This window comes from Micromonospora sp. U56 (genome assembly GCF_018070095.1).
GTDB classification, from domain to species: Bacteria; Actinomycetota; Actinomycetes; order Mycobacteriales; family Micromonosporaceae; genus Micromonospora; species Micromonospora purpureochromogenes.
The window spans coordinates 1-23,006 of record NZ_JAGPYL010000007.1; the positions used below are offsets into that span (position 1 = coordinate 1).

16 protein-coding genes and 1 pseudogene are annotated in these 23,006 nt (G+C 74.4%); 11 read left to right on the top strand and 6 right to left on the bottom strand.

The genetic code is table 11. The annotated features are described in order from the left end of the window. From KBX37_RS35865 to KBX37_RS04850, 7 genes and pseudogenes are all read left to right on the top strand, one after another. A pseudogene (locus tag KBX37_RS35865) lies at positions 1–272 on the top strand (DNA polymerase Y family protein); the annotation flags it as partial. Between the two features lie 669 nt (positions 273–941). Then, on the top strand, positions 942–4,337 hold the full coding sequence (locus KBX37_RS04825; RefSeq protein WP_210774718.1) for an error-prone DNA polymerase: 3,396 nt from the start codon (positions 942–944) through the stop codon (positions 4,335–4,337). 97 nt (positions 4,338–4,434) lie between these two features. Next, positions 4,435–4,614 (top strand): hypothetical protein, encoded by a 180-nt coding sequence (locus KBX37_RS04830; RefSeq protein ID WP_210774719.1) that lies wholly within the window; start codon positions 4,435–4,437, stop codon positions 4,612–4,614. A gap of 38 nt (positions 4,615–4,652) precedes the next feature. Further along, complete coding sequence (locus tag KBX37_RS04835; RefSeq protein WP_210774720.1) at positions 4,653–5,423, top strand: methyltransferase domain-containing protein; 771 nt, start codon at positions 4,653–4,655, stop codon at positions 5,421–5,423. Positions 5,424–5,427: 4 nt separating this feature from the next. Next, positions 5,428–6,594, top strand: a complete 1,167-nt coding sequence (locus tag KBX37_RS04840; protein ID WP_210774721.1) for an alkaline phosphatase family protein — start codon at positions 5,428–5,430, stop codon at positions 6,592–6,594. A 38-nt stretch (positions 6,595–6,632) separates the two neighbouring features. After that, complete coding sequence (locus tag KBX37_RS04845; protein WP_210774722.1) at positions 6,633–7,895, top strand: DNA polymerase IV; 1,263 nt, start codon at positions 6,633–6,635, stop codon at positions 7,893–7,895. A 115-nt stretch (positions 7,896–8,010) separates the two neighbouring features. After that, positions 8,011–8,409 carry a DUF3040 domain-containing protein gene (locus KBX37_RS04850; protein WP_088961106.1) on the top strand — a complete coding sequence of 133 codons (399 nt, stop codon included), beginning with the start codon at positions 8,011–8,013 and terminating at the stop codon, positions 8,407–8,409. A gap of 473 nt (positions 8,410–8,882) precedes the next feature. Here the strand turns inward: KBX37_RS04850 and KBX37_RS04855 are convergent, their stop codons facing one another. Genes KBX37_RS04855 through KBX37_RS04865 form a run of 3 tightly spaced genes read right to left on the bottom strand, consistent with a single transcriptional unit; the run spans position 8,883 to position 13,750 of the window. Continuing rightward, positions 8,883–11,378, bottom strand: a complete 2,496-nt coding sequence (locus KBX37_RS04855) for a DUF3488 and transglutaminase-like domain-containing protein (protein WP_210774723.1) — start codon at positions 11,376–11,378, stop codon at positions 8,883–8,885. A 16-nt stretch (positions 11,379–11,394) separates the two neighbouring features. Further along, positions 11,395–12,693: a DUF58 domain-containing protein gene (locus KBX37_RS04860; RefSeq protein ID WP_210774724.1), complete on the bottom strand. Its 1,299-nt coding sequence runs from the start codon at positions 12,691–12,693 to the stop codon at positions 11,395–11,397. 1 nt (position 12,694) lies between these two features. Beyond that, a complete protein-coding gene (locus KBX37_RS04865) occupies positions 12,695–13,750 on the bottom strand; it encodes a MoxR family ATPase (RefSeq protein ID WP_210774725.1) in 1,056 nt (351 codons plus the stop codon). Positions 13,751–14,325: 575 nt separating this feature from the next. Here KBX37_RS04865 and leuS point away from each other — a divergent pair. Further along, positions 14,326–17,190 (top strand): leucine--tRNA ligase, encoded by a 2,865-nt coding sequence (leuS, locus tag KBX37_RS04870; RefSeq protein ID WP_210774726.1) that lies wholly within the window; start codon positions 14,326–14,328, stop codon positions 17,188–17,190. Between the two features lie 464 nt (positions 17,191–17,654). On the opposite strand, the gene KBX37_RS04875 is transcribed toward leuS, so the two are convergent. Genes KBX37_RS04875 through KBX37_RS04885 form a run of 3 tightly spaced genes read right to left on the bottom strand, consistent with a single transcriptional unit; the run spans position 17,655 to position 20,306 of the window. After that, positions 17,655–18,350, bottom strand: coding sequence for a TVP38/TMEM64 family protein (locus KBX37_RS04875; RefSeq protein WP_210774727.1), 696 nt, complete (start codon positions 18,348–18,350; stop codon positions 17,655–17,657). Further along, positions 18,347–19,069 carry a type 1 glutamine amidotransferase gene (locus tag KBX37_RS04880; RefSeq protein WP_210774728.1) on the bottom strand — a complete coding sequence of 241 codons (723 nt, stop codon included), beginning with the start codon at positions 19,067–19,069 and terminating at the stop codon, positions 18,347–18,349. Before KBX37_RS04880 ends, KBX37_RS04875 begins: the two co-directional genes overlap by 4 nt. After that, complete coding sequence (locus KBX37_RS04885) at positions 19,059–20,306, bottom strand: MurT ligase domain-containing protein (protein ID WP_210774789.1); 1,248 nt, start codon at positions 20,304–20,306, stop codon at positions 19,059–19,061. Before KBX37_RS04885 ends, KBX37_RS04880 begins: the two co-directional genes overlap by 11 nt. Positions 20,307–20,662: 356 nt before the next feature. Here KBX37_RS04885 and mraZ point away from each other — a divergent pair, with 356 nt between their 5' ends. From mraZ to KBX37_RS04900, 3 genes are all read left to right on the top strand, one after another. Further along, a complete protein-coding gene (gene mraZ, locus KBX37_RS04890; RefSeq protein WP_088961118.1) occupies positions 20,663–21,094 on the top strand; it encodes a division/cell wall cluster transcriptional repressor MraZ in 432 nt (143 codons plus the stop codon). A gap of 212 nt (positions 21,095–21,306) precedes the next feature. Continuing rightward, positions 21,307–22,419 (top strand): 16S rRNA (cytosine(1402)-N(4))-methyltransferase RsmH, encoded by a 1,113-nt coding sequence (gene rsmH / locus KBX37_RS04895; protein WP_210774790.1) that lies wholly within the window; start codon positions 21,307–21,309, stop codon positions 22,417–22,419. Beyond that, complete coding sequence (locus KBX37_RS04900) at positions 22,416–23,006, top strand: hypothetical protein (RefSeq protein ID WP_210774729.1); 591 nt, start codon at positions 22,416–22,418, stop codon at positions 23,004–23,006. The genes rsmH and KBX37_RS04900 overlap by 4 nt, the downstream gene beginning before the upstream one ends.

Genomic DNA, 23,006 nt, shown 5'->3' on the forward strand with positions numbered 1-23,006 from the left:
GCCCGACCGCCGGGATCGTCCGGCTGCGGCTGGTCCCCGACGGGGTGCTGGCCCAGGCGGGGCTGCAATCCGGCCTGTGGGGGGAGACCGGCGAGGAGCGGGAGCGGGCGCACCGGGCGTTGAGCCGGGTGCAGGGCATCCTCGGCCCGGAGTCGGTGGTCACCGCCGTGCTCGGCGGCGGTCGTTCCCCGGCCGACCAGACCCACCTGGTCCCCTGGGGCGACGAACGGCTCCCCGCCCGCCCCGGCCCACCCCCGCTGCCCGGCGAGCCGGCCCTGGGCGCCGACCGGGCCGTCGGTGCGGTCCGTGCCACGGACGCCGGCCGGGCCGCCGGTGCGGTCCGTGCCACGGACGCCGGCCGGGCCGCCGCCGGTGCGGGCCGTGTCAGTGGCACCGCCGGCGGGGGGAGCGCCGTCCCGCCGTGGCCGGGCCGGCTGCCGCCGCCCGCACCGGCCGTGGTGCTGCCCACCCCGCTCGCCGCGACCGTGCACGACGCCGCCGGCGAGCCGGTCGTGGTCAGCGCGCGCCTGGCGGTGAGCGCCGCGCCGGCCCGGCTGGCCGTCGGCACGGCCCGACCGGTCGAGATCGTCGGTTGGGCCGGCCCGTGGCCCGTGGACGAGCGCTGGTGGGCGCCGGCCGAGGCCCGGCGCCGGGCCCGGTTCCAGGTCTGCCTGGCCGACGGCGCCGCCCTGCTGCTGGCGGTGGAGGCCGGCCAGTGGCTGGTGGAGGCGATCTATGACTGAGCCGGTCCCGTCCGGTCCGGGGCGGTTCCCTCGCGGAGCTGGCGCGCCCGACCGGTCGGTTCGCTCCGGGTCGGGGGCGGATGCCCCGGTGAGCGATATGACTGTCAGGCATATTTATGCCGCTCAGGTATATCGCTCACCGACCCTTTCGTCGGTGGAGCCGGCCGTCGGGACCCGGTCGCCCGCGGGGGCGGCCGGATGAGCTTCCACAACCCCAAGCTGCCCTGGTCCGAGCTGGAGCGGGTGCTCTCCGGGCGGCCCGGCGGCGGGTCGGGCGGCGGCGGGAGGTCGGGGGGTGGGCGATCGCGCGAGGAACGGCACCTGCACGTGGTCGACCCGCTCGCGGTCGACGCCGACGGCGGCGACGCCCCGGCCTGGAGCCGCAAGCGCCAGCAGTACGAGGCGCCCGAGCTGCCCCACCCGGACGGCACGGTGCCCTACGCCGAGCTGCACGCGCACACCAACTTCAGCTTCCTCGACGGCGCCAGCCATCCCGAGGAGCTGGCCGAGGAGGCCGCCCGGCTGGGGCTCACCGCGCTCGCCGTCACCGACCACGACGGCTTCTACGGCGTGGTCCGCTTCGCCGAGGCGGCCCGCGCGCTGCACCTGCCGACGATCTTCGGCGCCGAGCTCTCCCTCGGGCTGCCGGGCCCGCAGAACGGCGAGCCCGACCCGCACGGCGCGCACCTGCTGGTGCTCGCCCACGGCCACGAGGGGTACGCCCGGCTGGCCACCACCATCGCCCGCGCCCAGCTGCGCGGCGGGGAGAAGGGCCGCCCGGTCTACGGCGAGCTGGCGGAGGTCGCCGCCGAGCTGCGCGACCACGTGCTGGTACTGACCGGCTGCCGCAAGGGGCACGTGCCGGGCGCGCTGCTCACCGAGGGCGTCGACGCGGCGGCCCGCGAGCTGGACCGGCTCACCGCCCTCTTCGGCGCCGAGACGGTGGCGGTGGAGCTGACCGACCACGGCCACCCGGTCGACGCCGACCGCAACGACGCCCTCGCCGAGCTGGCCGCCGCCGCCGGGCTGCCCACGGTGGCCACCAACAACGTGCACTACGCGACCCCGGCCCAGCGCCGGCTCGCCACCACCCTGGCCGCCGTCCGGGCCCGGCGCAGCCTCGACGAGATCGACGGCTGGCTGCCCGCCGCCGCCACCGCCCACCTGCGCAGCGGCGCGGAGATGGCGGCGCGGTTCGCCGCGTACCCGGGCTCGGTGGCCCGGGCCGCGGAGTTCGGCGCCGAGCTGGCCTTCGACCTCCAGCTCGTCGCGCCGCAGCTGCCGGCGTACCCGGTGCCGCCGGGGCACACCGAGATGAGCTGGCTGCGGCACCTGACGATGCAGGGCGCCCGGGAACGCTACGGCCCGCCCGAGGCGCACCCGGAGGCGTACGCGCAGCTGGAGCACGAGCTGAAGATGATCGAGGAGCTGGGCTTCCCCGGCTACTTCCTGGTGGTCTACGACATCGTCACGTTCTGCCGCGAGCAGGACATCTACTGCCAGGGCCGGGGCTCGGCGGCGAACTCGGCGGTCTGCTACGCGCTGCGGATCACCAACGTGGACGCGGTCCGGCACCGGCTGCTCTTCGAGCGCTTCCTCGCCCCGGAACGCGACGGCCCGCCCGACATCGACGTGGACATCGAGTCCGATCGCCGGGAGGAGGTGATCCAGCACGTCTACACCCGGTACGGCCGGGAGCACACCGCGCAGGTCGCCAACGTCATCTCGTACCGGCCCCGCTCGGCGGTGCGGGACGTGGCCAAGGCGTTCGGCTTCTCACCCGGTCAGCAGGACGCCTGGAGCAAGCAGATCGACCGGTGGGGCTCGGTGGCGTCGGTCGACGTCGAGGACATCCCCGAGCAGGTGGTCGCGTACGCCAACGAGCTGCAGACGTTCCCCCGGCACCTGGGCATCCACTCCGGCGGCATGGTGATCTGCGACCGGCCGGTGATCGAGGTGTGCCCGGTGGAGTGGGGCCGGATGCCCGGCCGCAGCGTGCTCCAGTGGGACAAGGACGACTGCGCCGCCGTCGGCCTGGTCAAGTTCGACCTGCTCGGCCTGGGCATGCTCTCCGCGCTGCACTACGGCTACGACATGATCGGGATGACCCTCGACCTGGGCGACATGACGCTGGACGACCCCGAGGTCTACGACATGCTCTGCCGGGCCGACTCGGTCGGGGTGTTCCAGGTGGAGAGCCGCGCCCAGATGGCCACCCTGCCCCGGCTCAAGCCCCGCGAGTTCTACGACCTGGTGGTCGAGGTGGCGCTGATCCGGCCCGGCCCGATCCAGGGCGGCTCGGTGCACCCGTACATCCGGCGCAAGAACGGCCAGGAGCCGGTGACCTTCGCGCACCCGCTGATGCGCAACGCGCTGGAGAAGACCCTCGGCGTGCCGCTGTTCCAGGAGCAGCTCATGCAGCTCGCGATCGACCTGGCCGGCTTCGACGCGGCCGGGGCCGACCAGCTGCGCCGGGCGATGGGGTCCAAGCGCTCGGTGGAGCGGATGGCGCAGATCGCCGACCGGCTCTACGCCGGGATGGCCGAGCGGGGCATCACCGGCGAGCTGGCCGACGACGTCTACCGCAAGCTCACCGCGTTCGCCAGCTACGGCTTCCCGGAGAGCCACGCGATGAGCTTCGCCTACCTGGTCTACGCCAGCTCCTGGCTCAAGCGCTACCACCCGGGGCCGTTCCTGGCCGCGCTGCTCAACGCCCAGCCGATGGGCTTCTACTCGCCGCAGACCCTGGTCGACGACGCCCGCCGGCACGGGGTGGAGGTACGCCGGCCGGACATCAACGCCAGCGGGGCCAAGGCGGTGCTGGAGTCGACGCCGGAAACCCGGTGGGGGAGCCAGCCCGGGGAGCCGCCGCACGCCTGGGGGCTGGGCGGGCCGGCCGTCCGGCTCGGGCTCGGCAGCGTGCGTACCCTCGGCGAGGACGTGGCCGAGCGGATCGAGGCGGAGCGGGCGGCGCACGGGCCGTACCGGGACATGCCGGATCTGTCCCGGCGGGTCGGGCTCACCGCCGCGCAGCTGGAGGCGCTGGCCACCGCGGACGCCTTCGCCTGCTTCGGGCTGACCCGGCGGCAGGCGCTCTGGGCCGCCGGCGCGGCGGCCCAGGACCGGCCGGGCCGGCTGCCCGGCACGGTGACCGGGACGGCCGCGCCCACCCTGCCCGGGATGGAGGCGGTGGACCGGCTGGTCGCCGACGTCTGGGCCACCGGGCTGTCCCCGGAGAGCCACCCGGCCCGGTTCATCCGCGACCGGCTCGACGCCCTCGGCGCGGTGCCGATCGCCCGGCTCGGCCGGGTGGAGCCGGGTCGGCGGATCCGGGTCGGCGGGATCGTCACCCACCGGCAGCGGCCCGCGACCGCCGGCGGGGTCACCTTCCTCAACCTGGAGGACGAGACGGGGATGCTCAATGTCACTTGCTCCCCGGGGCTGTGGCAGCGCTACCGTCGGATCGCCCGCACCAGCGCGGCGTTGGTGGTGCGAGGCCGGTTGCAGCGGCACGAGGGAGTCACCAGCCTCACCGCGGACCGGCTGGACGCCATCGAGCCACCGGTCACCCCGGCGTCCCGGGATTTCCGCTGATTCCAGTGATCCACATTACGGTTTCCTCGGACGCCAGGCGGGAGACTTCCGGCACGTGCGGGCAGAGTGGCCCGCTCGCGGCAAGGGGGAAGACGCGATGACGTCGAACAGCATGTACACCGGCGGCGTGGCGAACGCCCGGCGCACCCGGCTCGCGGCCGGCTGGGCGCCGGCGCAGGACGTGGAGACGCGCGAGTACCAGGTGCACGACGGCCCGGTGGCCAACGCGAACCGGTCCCGCGCGGAGGAGGACCCCGCCGCCGGCGGCGAGTCCTGACCAGCGCGGTACCGCCTGCGGGGGGTCCGGTGGCGCGGGTGACTAGGCTCGACCGGGTGGAGCAGACCACCCGAGGCCGGTTCACCGGGCCACCGTTGACCCCCCGTACCGCTGTCATCTGGTCGGTCCTCGCCGCCGAGCTGGACCGACGTGCCGGCGCCGAGCTGACCGTGCTCGACGTCGGCGGTGGGACCGGCGGCTTCGCCGTCCCGCTCGCCCAGGCCGGGCACCGGGTCACCGTCGTCGACGCCAGCCCCGACGCGCTCGCCGCGCTGACCCGCCGGGCCGCCGAGGCCGGGGTCGCCGCCCGGGTACGCGCCGTGCAGGGCGACGGCGACGCCCTGGCCGGGCTGGTCGAACCGGCCAGCGCCGACCTGGTGCTCTGCCACTCCGTGCTGGAGGTGGTCGACGACCCCACGCCGGTGGTCAGCGCGCTGGCCGCCGCGCTGCGACCCGGGGGCGCGGCCAGCGTGCTGGTCGCCGGCCGGGCCGCCGCCGTGCTGGCCCGGGCGATGAACGGCCACCTGGACGTCGCCGCCGCGCTCGCCGCCGCCCCGGACGGCTCCGCCGGGCCGCGCGACACCCTGCGCCGGCGCTTCGACGCCGACGGCGCCGCCGCGCTGCTGCGCGCCGCCGGGCTCACCGTCGAGGAGATCCACGGGGTACGCGTCCTCGCCGACCTGCTCCCCGCCGCCGTGGCCGACGGCCAGCCGGGCAGCCTGGTCGAGCTGGAACGGGCCCTCGCCGCCCGGTCGCCGTACCGGGACCTCGCCGCCCAGCTGCACCTGTTCGCCCGCCGGCCGGCATGACGGCATGACCCCCACCGCACCGGCCGATCCGCTGGTCGTCGTGGCGCCCCGCTACGGCGGCGGCAGCCTCGCCGACGTGGTGCCCAGCGCGCTGGCGGTGCTCGGCGTGCCCGGCGCGGTCGACCTGCTCGGGCTCACCCCCCGGCTGGCCGGGGTGCGGCGGATCGCCGTGCTCCTGGTCGACGGGCTCGGCTGGTACCAGATCCCGACGGCAGCGCCGTACGCGCCGACCCTGGCCGGGCTCGCCGCCACCGTCGGTCGGCCGCTGACCTCGGGTTTTCCCTCCACCACCCCGACCAGCCTGGTGAGCTTCGGCGCGGGCGTCGCGCCCGGGCCGCACGGGGTGCTCGGCTTCACCGTCCGGGTGCCCGGCACCGACCGGGTGCTCAACCACATCGAGTGGGCCGGCGACCCGGAGCCGCTGACCTGGCAGCCGGTCCGTACCCAGTGGGAGCGGGCCCGGGCGGCCGGTGTCGCGGTGACCGTGGTCAGCCGCCCCGAGTTCGCCGGCAGCGGGTTGACCCTGGCCGCCAACCGGGGTGGCGACTACCGGGGCGCCACCGGGGTGGACGCCCTGGCGGCGACGATGCTCGCCGCGCTCGCCGCCGGCCCCGGGCCGACCCTGGTCTCCGGCTACCACCCCGACCTGGACCGGCACGGTCACCTCACCGGCGTCGACTCCGCGCCCTGGCGGATCGCCGCCGCCGAGGTGGACGCGCTGCTCGCCCGGCTCGTCGACGGGCTGCCGCCGGACGCCGCGCTGCTGGTCACCGCCGACCACGGGCAGCTCGACGTGCCCGCCGCGCACCGCTTCGACCTGGACACCGATTCCCGGCTGCGGGCCGGGGTGCGGGTCGTCGCCGGGGAGCCGCGGGTGCGCTACCTGCACGTCGAGCCGGGCGCCGTCGACGACGTGGTGGCCGCCTGGTCGGCGGTGCTCGGCCCGGCCGCCCGGGTGGAGACCCGGGGGGAGGCGGTGGCCGCCGGGCGGTTCGGCCCGGTGCCGGAGGAGCACCTGCGGCGCATCGGCGACGTCGTGGTGACCTGCCACGGCACGTACGCCGTGCTGGCCAGCCGCTCCGAGCCGCCCGCGGTGTCCCGGCTGGTGGCGTACCACGGGGCGGACACGGCGGCGGAGCTGACCATCCCGCTGCTGGTGGTGCGGGGCTGACCGGTCGGGCTGTCGTACCGGCGGGCTAACCTGCGGGAATGGGTCGGAGCCAGTCGTTGCCGCGCGGTGGTGGTGACCCGCGTTTCGGTCCCGACGCCGACGACTCCGGCAGCCCGATCCTGCACGTCGACATGGACGCCTTCTTCGCCTCGGTGGAGGTGCGTCGCCGCCCCGAGCTGCGTGGCCGGCCCGTGGTGGTCGGTGGCGTCGGGCCGCGCGGCGTGGTCAGCTCCGCCAGCTACGAGGCCCGGCGGTACGGTGTCCGCAGCGCCATGCCCACCATGCGCGCCCGGGCGCTCTGCCCGCACGCGGTCTACCTCCCGACCGACTTCGCGCAGTACACGGCCGCCTCCCGGGCGGTCATGCAGATCTTCCGGGACGTCACCCCGCTGGTCGAGCCGCTCTCCCTGGACGAGGCGTTCCTCGACGTGGCCGGCGCCCGGCGGCTGTTCGGGCCGCCGGCCGAGATCGCCCGCCGGATCCGTGAACGGGTGGCGGCCGAGCAGGAGCTGACCTGTTCGGTCGGGGTGGCCCCGACCAAGTTCGTGGCCAAGCTCGGCTCCACCCGGGCCAAGCCGGACGGCCTGCTCGTGGTGCCGGCCGACCGGGTGCTGGAGTTCCTGCACCCGCTGCCGGTCGGCGCGCTCTGGGGGGTGGGGGAGCGCTCCGCCGAGACGCTGCGCCGGCTGGGCCTGAACACCATCGGCGACCTGGCCGAGGCGCCGTACGGCATGCTCCGCAAGGCGGTCGGCGAGGCGTCCGCCAGCCACCTGCACGAGTTGGCCTCGGGGCGCGACCCGCGCACGGTCAGCCCCGAGCACGTGGAGAAGTCGATCGGCGCCGAGGTGACCTTCGACGCCGACGTCGCCGACCCGGTGGAGATCCGCCGCGCCCTGCTCGCCCTCAGCGACAAGGTCGGCGCCCGAATGCGCCGGGCCGGGCAGGTCGGCCGGACGGTCTCGCTCAAGGTGCGGCTGGCCGACTTCCGCACGGTCAACCGGTCCCGCACCCTCGGCGTGTCCACCGACACCGCCCGGGAGATCTTCGACACCGCCTGGGCGCTCTACACCGTTCTCGACCCCGCCGAGCGCGTCCGACTGGTCGGCGTCCGGGTGGAGGGGTTGGCCGGGGTGACGGAGACCCCACAGCAGCTGACCCTCGGCGCGCCCGAGCGCGGCTGGCGGGAGGCGGAAGCTGCCGCCGACGCCGCGGCTGCCCGTTTCGGGCGGTCCGTCATAGGTCCGGCCAGTCTGCTCGCCAAGCGTGATACCCGTAGAGGCGAAAATCCGACGCGGCCGTAGGTCGTCCCGCTTTCCGACGCGCGAGCCCCCTCGTAGACTTGACGGCAAGCAGCCGGTTGGCTGCCACGGTCTGTCGGCCCGACCGGGCCGACCAACGTGACCGGGGAGGAGTGCCGTGCCGCTCTCGGAGCACGAGCAGCGGCTGTTCGAGCAGATCGAGCGGTCGCTTGCCGAGGACCCCAAATTCGCCTCGGCCGTGCGCGCCAGCGACCCGCGTTTCCACGCGCGGCGTCGCCTGCTCGTCGCTGCCGGCGTGGTCGTCGTCGGCCTGGCCCTGTTGGTCTACGGCGCGGTGATCAAGACTCCGCCGCTGGCAGTGGCGGGCTTCGTCGTCATGCTGGCCGCGCTGGGCTACGCGGTGCAGTCGCATCGCCGGTCGCAGTCACCCGACCTGCACGTGGTGGGTGGCACGACGAGTCGCCGTCGTCCGCGCGGGCGCGCGGGTGGTCGACGGCCGTCGCTGCTGGACCGCATGGAGGACCGGTGGCGGCAGCGTCCGGAGGGACATCGCTGAACGCTCACCGCCCCTGAGGCGGGTGGGCGTCGCCACGACGGTGGGTGCCGGACGCGTCCGGCCACCTCCGTCGTTTCCGCACGTCCAGCCCCAATCCGAAGCCGCCCCACCGACCTGCTGATCTGGAACGCGTCCAGCCGCGCTACCCGTCTGGGTCCCGACGCGCCGGGGTGCCCCGGCCGGCTTTCGACTCCATGTCGGCGTCGTGGCGGGGTTCGGCGGCGCGTGATGCTGCCATGTCGGCGTCGTGGCGGGGTTCGGCGGCGCGTGATGCTGCCATGTCGGCGATATCGCGTGACGCCGCAGACGGAATGTCCAGCGACCGAGCCCGACAACGCGGCATCACCCGGCACGCCCAGTTGTCCTCACGCATTTTCCGAGAAAGCGTGGCTATCCGGCGAAGAATAGCCACGCCTTCTCGGAAAGTGCTCGGGGCCGGGGCGGCTCGAGCGCGTGGCCGGGTGGGGGGCGGGTCAGGCGCGGCGGGTGGCGCGGTTGGCGAGCAGCCGGCGCGGGTTCCAGCGCAGCAACCGTGAGCGGGTCCTGCCGCCGCTGGCCACCAGCTGGGAGGACGAGTCCGCCACCGCCAGCCGCCAGCGCAGCAGCACCGACGGCGGCAGCACGGTCGCCATGAACCGGGTGCGCCGGTCCGACCGGGCGGCGAGGGCGCCCCGGACCGCCGTCAACGCCGGGTGCAAGGGCTCGCCGGTGAGCGGGTCACGGGCGTAACGGGCCCGCTCCTCCGCCCGGCCGAGCAGCCGTACCGCCGCCGCGGACGCGGTGTCGTCGGCGACGGCCTCGCGGGCCAGCCGCTCGGCGGTGGCCCGGGGCGTCTCGGTGCGGTCCACGCGTACCCGGTAGTCGACCAGCGTGTCGAGCAGTTCGTCCCAGGCCGCGTGCGCGTCGGCGCGGGCCCGGTCGTGGTCCGCGCCCAGCACGACCATGCCGGGCGCGTCGGCGCCCGCCCCGGCCGCCCCGTCCGGGCCGCCGGCGCCGGCGACGGCGGCGACCGGCCGGGCCGGCCGGCCGTGCCGGCGACGCCGCAGCGCCATCCGCCGCAGGGCCGGCAGGCAGAACAGGGCGATCAGCGCCAGCACGGCACCCGCCGTCCACCAGGGCCAGCTCGGCGCGCGCCGGGTCGGGGCGCCGCCGGCCGCGTCGAAGCCGGCGTCGGTGTCCCGGTCGGCGGCGTCCTCCCGGTCCGGCCCGGCCGTGGCGGCCGGGTCCTCCGGGGAGGCGCCCGGCGCGCTGGTCTCCGACGGCTCCGGGTCCGGGGCGTCGCTGTCCGGGGCCCAGGCCGAGCGGTTCGCGCCCTGCACCGCGTACGCCGGGGTCGCATCGAACGGGACCCAGCCCAGCTGGTCGAAGTAGACCTCCGTCCAGGCGTGCAGGTTGCGGTTGGTCAGCACGTACGCGTCGTCGCCGGCGCTGGTGCCGTTGGTGAAGCCGAACGCCACCCGGGCCGGGATGCCGGCGGAGCGCACCAGCCAGGCCATCGCCGCCGCGTACTGCTGGCAGTAGCCGACCTTGCTGGTGAGGAAGTCGACGATCTCCTCGCCGCTGGTGCCACCCTTGGTGCTCAGCGAGTAGCTGAAGCCGTTCTCCCGGGAGAAGTAGTCGTAGATCGCCCGGACCTTGTCGTAGTCGTTCTGCTTCCCCTCGACCAGCCGGGACACCAGCAGGTCGACCTGCTGCACCGCCGGCCGCCGGGTCTGCTGGACGGCGATCGGGTGCTCGGCGGGCAGGGAGCGGGCCCGGCGCAGGGCCGACGGGGTGAACGTCGAGCGGACGTATTCGAAGGAGTAGCGCTTGCCCCGGGAGTTGTCCTGGTTGGAGAAGACCACCCCGAGGTTCGAGTCGTAGAGCCAGTTGCGGCTGAGCCCGTCGACGTTCACCGGGTCGGCGTACACCGGCACGAACGGCATCTCCAGGTTGCGGGTGACCTCGACCGTGGCCCGGTACCGCTGCTGCTCGGAACCCTGGCGGGCCGGTGGGGCGGGCAGGTCCCGGTCCACCCGCCGGCCGTTGGGCGGGCGCACCCGGAAGCCGTCCGGCCGCAGCTCGTCGGCGACGCCGAAGCGCAGGTAGAACGGGCTCGGCTCGGTGGTGGTCACCTTGACCATCTCGGCCACCTCGCTCTGGTTGAGCTGGCCGCTGAGCGCGGCGAACAGGTCGATCCGGCCGGGGCTGCCGCCCTGGCCGGGCCGCCCGTTGCCGGTGCCGTTGCCGGTCGAGTTGACCTGGTCGAGTAGCCCACCGGTCATCCCGGGCACGGCCAGCGGGAGCACCACGGCCAGCGCCACGCCCACCACCGCCAGCCGGCGGCCGGCCGCGGCCAGCGGGGAGGACTCCCAGACGTCGACGTCACGTCCCTCGCCGGTGAACCGGCGGCCGAACCGGCGTACCCGGTCGACGTTGTCGGTGACCAGCAGCCACAGGTAGCCGGAGGCGCCGACCACGAACGGCAGCGCGGGCACGCTGTCCACGTAGACCGCCACCGGCACCGAGTAGATCGCCAGCATCGGCAGGCCGGCCAGCGCCGGACGGCGCAGCCCCACCGCGAGCACGTCCACCATGATCGCCACCGAGCCCACCCCGAGCGCGGTGATGAACAGCAGCGGGGTGGTGTCCGGCACCTCGACGCCGTACGAGCGCATGTCCTGCAACGAGCCCTGCAACAGCTCGCCGAAGTGGGCCAGGGTGGCCGGCGTGGGCAGGAACGCGACCAGTTCGGTGCCGCCCGGGAAGAGCCAGGTCAGGGCGAGCAGCAGGCCGGCCAGCATGCCCAGCACCTGGCCCCACAGGGGAGCCCGGACCAGTCGGGTCAGCGCGGCCACCCCGGCGACCACGGCCACCGCGATGGCGGCCTCGATCAGCCAGGTCCAGCGCTGGAAGATCGAGGACAGCGGCGCCGCGGCGAGCAGAGTCGCCGCGGCGGCCACGAAGCCGAGGTTCCGGGACGCGATCACGACGTCACCCTTTCCGTCATCGGACGCCGCCGGCGACCGTCTCGGCGAGCGCCGCGCGCAACGCGAAGCCCTGCGAGCCCCGGGCGGCCTGCGGCCAGAGCGCCGGCAGCCGGCCGCCGTGGTCGACCCCGATCACCCGCCAGCCGCCCTGGAGCAGGGCGAGCGCGGCCGCGCCGTGCGCCCGTTCCGACTCGGCGCGGGCCTTTTCCGGCAGGTTGAGCCAGGTGGAGCTGTCCAACAGGAAGGCGACGCAGGTCGCCCCGTTGGCGCGCAGCCCGGCCAGCAGTTCGGCCTCGGCGGTGCTCACCGCACCGAGCAGGGCGATGATCAGGCCGCCGTCCGAGCGCTGCCGGACCCGCTGCACCAGGGTGGCGACCTCGCCGCGCTGGTCGAGGCGGACGTCCGCCAGGTGGTCCAGGAGCAGGCCGTCCCCCGCGCCCTCGGTGGCGTCCACGTCCGCACCGGAGCCGGTGACCAGCCGCAGCTTGTAACCGGACTGGCGCAGGTGCACCGCGATGCTCGCGGCGGCGGAGACCGCCCACTCGAAGCTGGCGGTCGGGCCGTCGCCGCGGTGGCCGAACGCCCGGGTGTCCAGCACGACGGTGGCCCGGCTCTCCCAGGGCTGCTCCTCGCGGCGCACCATCAGCTCGCCGGTGCGGGCGGTCGACTTCCAGTGCACCCGGCGCAGGTCGTCGCCGACCCGGTACTCCCGGGTGGCGGCGTCGTCCTCGCCGTGCACCGCCACCGACCGGGCCCGGCTGTCGCCGCTGCCGGCGTACTCGCCGGGGAGGCGGACCGTCGGCAGCGGGGTGACCTGGGGAATCACGGTCAGGTGGTCGGTGCTGGGGAAGGCCCGGGTCAGCTCGCAGAGCCCGAACGGGTCGGTCAGCCGGACCACCAGCGGGCCCACCTCGTACCGGCCGCGCACGTCGGCGCGGACGGTGTACGCCACCGAGCTGGCCTGGTGCGCGCCGAGCCGCTCCAGCACCACCCGGGGCCGGCTGCCCAGCGCGTACGGCAGCCGGTCCTCCAGCAGCAGGGTGCCGGTGGGCAGGCGGGACATGTTCTGCAGGCGCAGCACCACCCGGGAGCTGGCCCCGACCGGCACCCGGTGCGGCTCCAGCGACCGGTTGCAGGCCAGCTTGTAGCGGCTGCGCCCGACGTAGAGCGCGGCGAGCAGCGGCAGGACGGCGAGCAGCACGGCCACCCGCAGCAGGTCCTTCTCGCCGAGGATGCCGGCGGAGACCGCCGCCGCGACCGCGGCCGCCAAGAACGAGCGACCGCGGGTGGTCAGGCCGCGCAGCCCGTCGCGCACCTCAGGGCCTCCGCGGCTCGTACGGCCCGCGGCCGTTGCCCGCGGCGGGCCGCGGCGTGTCGTACGGGGTGCGCTTGCGCTCCTGCGGCAGCGCCAGCCGGTGCACCAGCTCCGAGACGATCGCGTCGGTGGTGCGCCGGGCCAGCTGGGCGTCGGCGGTCGGGATGATCCGGTGCGCCAGCACCGGCACCGCCAGCGCCTGCAGGTCGTCGGGGAGCACGTAGTCGCGACCCTCCAGCGCGGCGACCGCGCGGGCGGTGCGCAGCAGCTGGAGCGTGGCCCGGGGGGAGGCGCCGAGGCGCAGGTCGGGGGCCTCGCGGGTGGCGGTGACCAGGTCCACCGCGTACTGCTTGACCGCGTCCGCGACGTGCACCTGCCGGACCGTGGCGATCAGCTGGCGCACCATCGCGGCGTCGGAGACCGGGCGCAGCTCCTGCAGCGGGTCGGTGGCGCCGTGGCCGTCCAGCATGGCCAGCTCGGCGCCGGGGTCCGGGTAGCCCATGGCGATCCGGGCGGTGAACCGGTCGCGCTGGGCCTCCGGCAGGGGGTACGTCCCCTCCATCTCGATCGGGTTCTGGGTGGCGATCACCATGAACGGCGTCTGGAGCTGGTAGGTGACCCCGTCGACGGTGACCTGCCGCTCCTCCATGCACTCGAGCAGCGCGGACTGGGTCTTCGGCGAGGCCCGGTTGATCTCGTCGCCGACCACCAGGTTGGCGAAGACGGCGCCCGGACGGAACTCGAAGTCGTGCGTCTCCTGGTTGTAGACGCTGACCCCGGTGACGTCGCTGGGCAGCAGGTCGGGGGTGAACTGGATCCGCCGGACCGAGCAGTCGATCGAGCGGGCGAGGGCCTTGGCCAGCTTGGTCTTGCCGACGCCCGGCACGTCCTCGATCAGGAGGTGTCCCTCGGCGAGCAGGACGGCCAGGGCGAGGCGCACGGTCGCGGTCTTGCCTTCGATGACCTGCTCGATGTTGGCCACGATGGCTTCGCTGGCGGCGCGGAACTGGTCGTGCGGCAGCAGGCCGCCCACCTCGTCCCAGGTCTGTTGTGTCACGGGCCTCCTCCTCGTCGCCGGAACGGCAGCTCTGTATAGAGCACCTGGACCCGCCGTTGGGTTCGCGACGCCGAGCCACGTCTGCCGCAGAAATCTCACTGGTTCTCAGGCTAACCATGTTTCTCGTTGTCGCCGACCCCCGCAGGTAGACGGTCGGTTACGCCCCGAATATCCACCGCAACGGGGGACCTGACGGTCGCTGTCGGTGCCCACCATGATCACGATGGGCACCGGCGCGGGCCCCGGCGGGGGTGGTCCCGGCCGGCCCGGCGCCGACCCGCGGTGGCGGGCCACCCGCGCGCCCGGCGGGCGAGGTACACTGCCGGACATGGCCGGAGTCTTCCTGCTTCTTACCGGGCCGTGCTGATGCGCTGACGCGCGACAGCACGGCGGCCCCTCCTGCGCGAGGGGCTTTTTTGTGCCCTCCGCCGGCCGGCGTGTGCCCCGGGCCCGCCCGGGCGGGCCGCACCGAGAGCGGATCCACTCCCCATACCGACCCATGACCACGCCGAGCGAGGTCAGCACCCAGCCCGGCCGCGCATGGCCGGCGGCGACGAGCGAAGCGAGGAGACGCCATGAGTGAGGCAGCCGCACCGGCGGGCGACATTCCCCCCTACCGGTACACCGCGGCCCTGGCCGACGAGATCGAGCAGCGTTGGCAGGACGTCTGGGCGCGTGAGGGCACCTTCCACGCCCCGAACCCGACCGGCCCGCTGGCCGACCCGGACCACCCCCGGGCCGGCGCGGAGAAGCTGTACGTGCTGGACATGTTCCCGTACCCGTCGGGCGCCGGCCTGCACGTCGGCCACCCGCTGGGCTACATCGGCACCGACTGCTTCGCCCGCTACCAGCGGATGGCCGGGCGCAACGTGCTGCACGCGATGGGCTTCGACGCGTTCGGCCTGCCCGCCGAGCAGTACGCGGTGCAGACCGGCACCCACCCGCGGACCACCACCGTGGCGAACATCGAGCGGTACAAGGCGCAGCTGCGCCGGCTGGGGCTGGCCCACGACGAGCGCCGCTCGGTGGCGACCATCGACACCGACTTCTACCGCTGGACCCAGTGGATCTTCCTGCAGATCTTCAACTCCTGGTACGACCCGGACGTGCGCAGGGCCCGCCCGATCGCGGAGCTGATCGCCGAGTTCGAGGGCGGCAACCGCCCCACCCCGGACGGCCGGCCCTGGGCCGAGCTGACCGTGGCCGAGCGGCGGACGATCGTCGACGACCACCGGCTGGCGTACGTCTCGCAGGCCCCGGTGAACTGGTGCCCGGGGCTGGGCACCGTGCTGGCCAACGAGGAGGTCACCGCCGACGGCCGCTCCGAGCGGGGCAACTTCCCGGTCTTCAAGCGCAACCTGAAGCAGTGGATGATGCGGATCACCGCGTACGGCGACCGGCTGCTGGACGACCTGGACACCCTGGACTGGCCCGAGCCGATCAAGCTGATGCAGCGCAACTGGATCGGCCGCTCCCAGGGCGCGCACATCTTTTTCCCCACCTCGACCAGTGATTCCGGTTCTGCGGGCGAAGCCCGCATCACTGTCTTCACCACCCGGCCGGACACCATCTTCGGCGCCACCTACATGGTGCTGGCCCCGGAGCACGAGCTGGTCGACGCGCTGGTGCCGGCGGCCTGGCCGGCCGGGACGAAGGACGCCTGGACCGGCGGGCACGCCAACCCGCGCGCCGCCGTGGAGGCGTACCGGAAGGCGGCGGCGGCCAAGACCGACGTCGAGCGGCAGTCCGACACGAAGGAGAAGACCGGCGTCTTCGTCGGCGCGTACGCCGTCAACCCGGTCACCGGCGGGCAGATCCCGATCTTCATCGCCGACTACGTGCTGGCCGGCTACGGCACCGGCGCGATCATGGCGGTGCCCGCGCAGGACGAGCGGGACTGGGCGTTCGCCGAGGTCTTCGAGCTGCCGATCGTGCGGACCGTGCAGCCGTCGGAGGGCTTCGACGGCAAGGCGTACACCGGGGAGGGCCCGGCGATCAACAGCGCCGCGCCCGACCGCGGCGTGGACCTGAACGGCCTGGGGGTCGCCGACGCCAAGGCGGCGATCATCGAGTGGCTGGAGGCCAACGGGCACGGCGCCGGCGCGGTCACCTACCGGCTGCGCGACTGGCTGTTCTCCCGGCAGCGCTACTGGGGCGAGCCGTTCCCGATCGTGTACGACGAGACCGGCGCGGCGATCGCGCTGCCCGAGGAGATGCTGCCGGTCGAGCTGCCCGAGGTGGACGACTTCTCGCCGCGCACCTTCGACGCCGACGACGCCGCCAGCAACCCGGAGACCCCGCTGTCGCGGCGGCGCGACTGGGTCGAGGTCGAGCTGGACCTGGGTGACGGCCCGAAGCGCTACACCCGCGAGACCAACGTGATGCCGCAGTGGGCCGGCTCCTGCTGGTACGAGCTGCGCTACCTGGACCCGACGAACCCGGACCGGTTCGTCGACGCGGAGAACGAGCGGTACTGGATGGGCCCGCGCGGCGAGGGCGACTGCGGGGGAACCGACATGTACGTCGGCGGCGCCGAGCACGCCGTGCTGCACCTGCTGTACGCCCGCTTCTGGCACAAGGTGCTGTACGACCTGGGCCACGTCTCGTCGTTCGAGCCGTTCCGCAAGCTGTTCAACCAGGGCTACATCCAGGCGTACGCGTACACCGACGCCCGGGGCGCCTACGTGCCGGCGGAGGACGTGATCGAGCGCGACGGCGGCTTCTACCTGGGCGACACCCAGGTCAAGCGCGAGTACGGCAAGATGGGCAAGTCCCTGAAGAACGTCGTCACGCCCGACGAGATGTGCGCCGCGTACGGCGCCGACACGTTCCGGGTCTACGAGATGTCGATGGGCCCGCTGGAGGTGTCCCGCCCGTGGGAGACCCGGGCGGTCGTCGGGTCGTACCGGTTCCTGCAGCGGGTCTGGCGGGCGATCGTCGACGAGCAGACCGGCGCGCTGCGGGTCACCGACGCCCCGGCCGACGAGGCGACCCGGCGGCTGCTGCACAAGGTCGTCGACGGGGTCCGCGGTGACATGGAGGCGATCCGGTTCAACACCGCGGTCGCCAAGCTGATCGAGCTGACCAACGGGCTGACCCGGCTGTCGGAGACCCCGCGCGAGGTGGCCGAGCCGCTGGTGCTGATGCTGGCGCCGTTCGCCCCGCACGTGGCCGAGGAGCTGTGGCGGCGGATGGGGCACGAGACCTCGCTGACGTACGCGGACTTCCCGACCGCCGACCCGGCGCTGCTGGTCGCGGAGACGGTGACGTACCCGGTGCAGATCAACGGCAAGGTCCGCGGCCGGGTCGAGGTCCCCGCCGACGCGTCCGAGGAGACCGTCCGCGCGGCGGCCCTGGAGGCGGTCGCGTCGTCGCTGGCCGGCAAGGAACCCCGCAAGGTCATCGTCGTCAAGGGCCGCATGGTCTCCGTAGTCGCCTGACCCCCCCCGCCCCCGGCCGGCGGCTTGCAGTTTCAGAGAAAGAGTGGCTGTTCCGCACGGGCACTCTTTCTCTGAAAGTGGGCGGATCTTGGGGCGGGGGGTGGGGCAGAGCTCGGCGTCCGCGACCGGGTGCACCTGGTCATCGCCGCCTACGAGGCGAGGCTGGTCCACCCGTCGGAATGACCCACCGGCCCGCGGCGGTCGGGCGCGGCCCGGTCCATCGGGGAACGCCGCCCAAAAGGCCGGGACACGGAGCGTGACGTCCGTGGTGGCACACGGCGAGACGAGCGTGATGACTGTGCGGCATATTTATGCCTCACAGTCATCACGCTCCTCGGCCACGTTCACTTCGGGCCGCGACACGCCCGGGCCGTACACGGCCGGCGGCGGAGAGGGCTTCAGGCGTGGAGGGTCGACTCCACGGTGCGCCGGTGGGTGCGCACCCCCCGGCCGGCTACCACCCGTCACGGTCGCGGCTCCGTCGCACCGAGCCGGCGCTGCCGTTCGGCCCGCCACCAGCGGTGGATCAGCACGGCGCTGGCGATCAGGCCGAGGCTGGCGGGGGCGGCGGCGTACCAGTTGATCTCGCCCGGCAAGCTGACCGCCGCGCCGATCGCGGCGTAGCCGAACGCGGTCGGGGCGGAGGCGAGCAGGCTGCCGGCGAGGAACGGCAGCACCCGCGCACCCGTGGTGCCGTAGCCGTAGCTGACCAGGCCGAAGCCGGCGATGGGCAGCAGCCGGACGGTGATCACCCCCAGCACGCTCTGTCGGGCGAACCAGCCGTCGAGCCGGGCCAGCCGGCCCCGGAGGTGTTCCGCGACGAACTCCCGGCCCAGCACCCGGCCGACCGCGAAGCCGATCGCTGCGGCGAGCAGGGCCGCGCCGAGCGCGTACGCGGCGCCCTCCAGGGGGCCGAAGATGGCGCCGGAGGCGAGCGTGACGAAGGTCCGCGGGACCAGCGCGACCAGCAGCACCGCCCCGGCGGCGATTGCCGCGAGCGGGGCGTACCCGCCGAGGGAGTCGGCGAGGCGCGGCAGCCGGGCGACGTCCGGCCGGGGCACCACCAGCAGCAGCACCCCGAAACCGGCGAGCAGGAGCAGCAGCGCGGCGAAGCGACGCCCGGACGGCTGGCCGAGCAGCCGCCGGACGGCGTGGATCATGCCCGGTCGGCGGCGGCCACCGCGGCGCGGCGCTCGGAGCGGAGCCGGTCGGCCCAGGTGTCGTCCAGCGGCGGGAGCTGGTGCACCCCGGTGGCCCAGCGCAGCAGCAGGTCGGCCAGGGCCGGGTTGCGGGCCAGCGCCGGCCCGTGCGAGTACGTGCCGAGCAGCTTGCCGCGCCAGGCGCCCTCGGTGGCGCCGTCGTTGCCGACCCCGGCGGTGACCCGGGCCAGCGGCGAGACGCCGGGGCCGAGGTGGGTGCGCCCGCCGTGGTTCTCGAACCCGGACAGCGCCGGTACGCCGAGCCGCGGGTCGATCTCGCCGGCCAGCTCGCCGACGGCCCGGGTGGGGCCCCGGTCGGAGGAGAGATCGAGCAGCTCCAGCCCGGCGTACCTGGTGCCCTTGGCGAAGAAGGAGGTGCCGAGCAGCTGGTAGCCGGCGCAGACGCCGAAGACCACCGAGCCCTGGGCGACCGCCCGGTGCAGGCCGCCGTCGGCGAGCAGCCGCTGGGCGCCCAGCGCCTGCGGGCCGTCCTCGCCACCGCCGATCAGGTAGATGTCGGCGGTGGCGGGCAGCCGCTGGTCGGAGCGGACCTCCAGCACCTCGACCGGCATCCCGCGCAGCTGCGCCCGGCGGGCCAGGATCAGCATGTTGCCCCGGTCGCCGTAGGTGGAGAGCAGGTCGGGGTAGATCCAGACGATGCGCAGGCTCTCAGTTGACACGGTCCAACTCCGCTCGGATGTCCTGGAAGGCGGTGTAGTTCGCGATGACCTCCAGCCGGCCCGGCGGGACCGCCCGGACCGCCTCGTCGAACGTCCGCACGTGCTGGAACGGCACGGCGTTGACGTCGAGCCGGACCGCCAGGTCGTACGCCCGGTCGCCGGTGATCAGCACCTGCCGGCCGCGCAGCGGGGCGAAGTCGACGTCGAAGAGCCAGGAGGTGTCCAGCCCGTCGGGGTCGCGGGCGTTGATGGAGAGCAGCGTCGGCGCCACGTCGGCCATGTCGAACGCCTCCAGCCAGCTGGCCGGGTTCTTGGCCAGCAGCAGCCGGATGTTGCGCCCGTCCCGGTCGACCTGGGCGTAGCGGCCGGCGACCGAGGTGACCGTGCCCAGCCGGGAGACCGCGTCGACGGGGCGTACCCCGAACTCGGCGGCGACGGCCAGCGCGGTGGCCGCGTTGCCGATGTTGACCTTGCCGGGAAGCTGGAGGGCCACCTTGTGCCAGGCGCCGGTGGGGTCGAGGACGCCTTCGTCCTCCACGGTCCACTGCGGCTCGGGCCGGCGCAGCGGGCAGCCGGTGCACCACCACTGCTCTCCTGAGCGCTGGATGGTGGAGCCGCACTCCGGGCAGACCCAGGAGTCGTCGTGCCAGCGCTGGCCGGCGCTGAACCAGGTGACGTGCGGCGGGTTGACCCCGCGCGCCGGGTCGGCCGGCGGGGTGGCCGCCCAGACCACCATCGGGTCGTCGGCGTTGGCCACCACCCGCACGTCGGCGTGCCGGACCAGCGCCGCGCGCCAGAGCTGCGCCATCATGGCGACCTCCTTGGCCCGGTCCAGCTGGTCGCGGGAGAGGTTGAGCAGCGCCACCACGTGCGGCTCGGTGGCCTCCAGCACCTGCGCGAGGTAGTGCTCGTCGACCTCCAGCACCGCGTACGGGGTGCTGCCGGCCTTGGCCAGGGCGGAGGTGTGGCCGGTCGGCATGTTGGCGCCGAAGGAGTTCGTGGCCACCCGACCGAGCACCCCGACGGCGGCGGCGGCGAGCCGGGTGGTGGTGGTCTTGCCGTTGGTGCCGGAGATCAGCGCGATGGCGCGGCCGGCAGAGAGGTGGGCCAGCAGGTCGGGATCGATCTTCAGCCCGATCCAGCCACCGATCACCGAGCCGTCGCCCCGGCCGGCGGCGCGCGACAGGGCCGCGGCCGTCCGGGACACGGAGCTGGCCACCTTTGCCCGCAGGGGCATCTTCGCGTCCGTCACCCGAGCGAGGTTACCGGACCCGCACGCCCACCAGATCGCCGCCGACGGCGAACCGTTCGGCCGGATCCTTCTCGGGCGTCCGGTCGCCCCGCGCTCCGCCGGTCGGAGTCGACCGGTGTCGGGTAGCGGACGCGGCTCGGGGGCGCTCCGGCCCTCCACTCCGCTCCACCCCTTCTGACGTGCGCTTTTGCCCGGCAGAGCGGCGCGCCACGCGGGCGTTTCTGGTTGCAGGTGGAGGGAAGTGGAGTAGAGTGGGGCGCGATGGTGAGGCCGGGAGGGCCCACCGGCCCGGGGGGTCAGCGGCGCCGCGAACGCCGCTAAAGGGCGAGGGGGTAGGGCCGATGTTCCTCGGCACCCACACTCCGCGCCTGGACGACAAAGGCCGGTTGATCCTTCCGGCGAAGTTCCGGGACGAGCTGGCGGGGGGTGTCGTGATCACCAAAGGGCAGGAGCGCTGCCTCTACGTCTTCCCGACGCCCGAGTTCCAGCGGATCGCGGACCAGTTGCGCGCGCAGCCGATGACACACAAGGCGGCCCGGGCCTACAGCCGGGTCTTCTTCGCCAGCGCGCACGACGAGGTCCCCGACAAGCAGGGACGGGTCACCATCCCGGCCCACCTCCGGTCGTACGCCGCGCTCGACCGGGACCTGGTGGTGATCGGGGCGAGCACCCGGGTGGAGATCTGGGACAAGGCGGCCTGGGAGACCTATCTCGCCGAGAGCGAAGACGACTTCGCCGACATCGAGGAGGGGGTGCTGCCCGGCGGCCTGTAGGGCGTGGCGACGCCCGACGTACTGCGAGATCTCCAGCCGCTTTCGAGTTCCTGGCACCCCTTCCCCGGTGCCAGGCGCACGATCAGTCTCCGGGGCCGCGGCCTCGGGAGGCGAAGCGGGAGCGGATGGGGATCTGGCGGTACGACGGCACGGCGTCGTCCGACGAGCAGGGTCGCAGGACCGAACGGAACTTTCAACCAGTGGGGGTCGACATGGGGGAGCTACGCGGCACGCACGTGCCGGTGCTGCTCGAGAGGTGTCTCGAGTTGCTGGCCCCCGCGCTGGACCGGGGTGACCGGACGGTGCACGTCGACGCGACGCTGGGGCTGGCCGGGCACGCCGAGGCGGTGCTGGAACGGCACCCGCGGACGGTGCTGATCGGCCTGGACCGGGACACCGAGGCCCTCGCCCACGCGCGGGTCCGGCTGGCTCGCTTCGCCGACCGGATCCACCTGGTGCACGCCGTCTACGACGAGCTGCCCGAGGTGCTGGACCAGCTCGGCTACCCGGGCATCGACGGGATCCTGTTCGACCTGGGGGTCTCCTCGTTGCAGCTGGACGCGCCCGACCGCGGGTTCGCGTACGCCCAGGACGCGCCGCTGGACATGCGGATGGACCAGACCCGGGGGGTGACCGCCGAGGAGGTGGTCAACACCTACTCGCACCCGGACCTGGCCCGGGTGCTGCGGGTCTACGGCGAGGAGAAATTCGCCGGGCGGATCGCCTCGGCGATCATCCGGGAGCGCGAGCGCGGCCGGATCACCTCCTCGGCCCGGCTCGCCGAGCTGGTCAGGGAGAGCATTCCGGCACCAGCCCGGCGAACGGGTGGACACCCGGCCAAGAGAACGTTTCAGGCTTTACGGATCGAGGTAAACAGGGAGCTGGCAGCGCTGGAGACGGCGCTGCCGGCCGCTCTGGACAAGCTCAACGTGGGCGGCCGCATGGTGGTCCTGTCCTACCACTCGCTCGAGGACCGGCTCACCAAGCAGGCGCTCGCCGACCGGGTCCGCAGTAAGGGCCCGATCGACCTTCCGGTGGAACTTCCCGGGTCGGGCCCGACGTTCCGGCTGCTCAGCCGGGGCGCCGAGCTTCCCGGGGAGGCGGAGGTCGCCGTGAACCCGCGCGCCGCCTCGGTGCGCCTGCGGGCCGCGGAGCGACTCGACCCGGCCACCGAGCAGCAGGGGCGGACCGACCGCGAACGGTACCGCCGCCGGGTCAAGGCGATGCACCAACCGGGGACGGGGTCGACGCCGGGATCCACAGTGGACCGTGGGTCGGCGCCGGGGGACGGCAGAGGGACGGACGAAGAGGGGGAGGGGACATGAACGTCAACAAGCGCGACGGCCGGGAGGCCGTCGGGCAGCGCGCACCGCGGTCGGGGGGCCGGACCGCGGCGCAGCGCACCACGCGCGGCGACAAGCCGGCGGACCTCGCCGGCCGGCAGGGGGAGACTCGCGCCCGGGGGGCGCGCGAGTTCCCGGTCCAGGGCAACGCCGCGCTGCGGCCGGCCGAGAAGGTCGCCGACACCACGGCCGCCCGGCCCCGGCTGCGGGTCGCTCCGCCGGCGCCGGTGCGGGTGCCGCGGGCGCCGTTCGCGGCGCTGATCGTGGTGCTGGTCGTCGGCGGGGTGCTGGGCATCCTGGCCGTGAACACGAAGATCAACGAGAACGCCTTCAAGCTCCAGCAGCTCCAGCAGCAGCAGTCCCGCCTCGACGTGGACGAGCAGCAGCTGAACAAGCAGATCGAGGAGGCCCGGGCGCCGGGCAACCTGACCGCCGAGGCGCGCAAGCTCGGCCTGGTCGAGGCCGGCGAGCCGGCGTACATCCGGCTGCCGGACGGCCGGATGATCGGCGTGCCGCAGCCCGCCGACGGGCAGCCGGCGATCACCAGCCAGCAGGGCAACGGGGGATAG

Bases quoted from the DNA above. Each gene is read 5' to 3' on its own strand.
- KBX37_RS04875 (WP_210774727.1), bottom strand. From the start codon at position 18,350: ATGATCCACGCCGTCCGGCGGCTGCTCGGCCAGCCGTCCGGGCGTCGC.
- KBX37_RS04900 (WP_210774729.1), top strand. From the start codon at position 22,416: ATGAACGTCAACAAGCGCGACGGCCGGGAGGCCGTCGGGCAGCGCGCA.
- KBX37_RS04845 (WP_210774722.1), top strand. From the start codon at position 6,633: ATGGGTCGGAGCCAGTCGTTGCCGCGCGGTGGTGGTGACCCGCGTTTC.
- KBX37_RS04830 (WP_210774719.1), top strand. From the start codon at position 4,435: ATGACGTCGAACAGCATGTACACCGGCGGCGTGGCGAACGCCCGGCGC.
- rsmH (WP_210774790.1), top strand. From the start codon at position 21,307: ATGGGGGAGCTACGCGGCACGCACGTGCCGGTGCTGCTCGAGAGGTGT.
- KBX37_RS04825 (WP_210774718.1), top strand. From the start codon at position 942: ATGAGCTTCCACAACCCCAAGCTGCCCTGGTCCGAGCTGGAGCGGGTG.
- KBX37_RS04840 (WP_210774721.1), top strand. From the start codon at position 5,428: ATGACCCCCACCGCACCGGCCGATCCGCTGGTCGTCGTGGCGCCCCGC.
- KBX37_RS04885 (WP_210774789.1), bottom strand. From the start codon at position 20,306: ATGCCCCTGCGGGCAAAGGTGGCCAGCTCCGTGTCCCGGACGGCCGCG.
- leuS (WP_210774726.1), top strand. From the start codon at position 14,326: ATGAGTGAGGCAGCCGCACCGGCGGGCGACATTCCCCCCTACCGGTAC.
- mraZ (WP_088961118.1), top strand. From the start codon at position 20,663: ATGTTCCTCGGCACCCACACTCCGCGCCTGGACGACAAAGGCCGGTTG.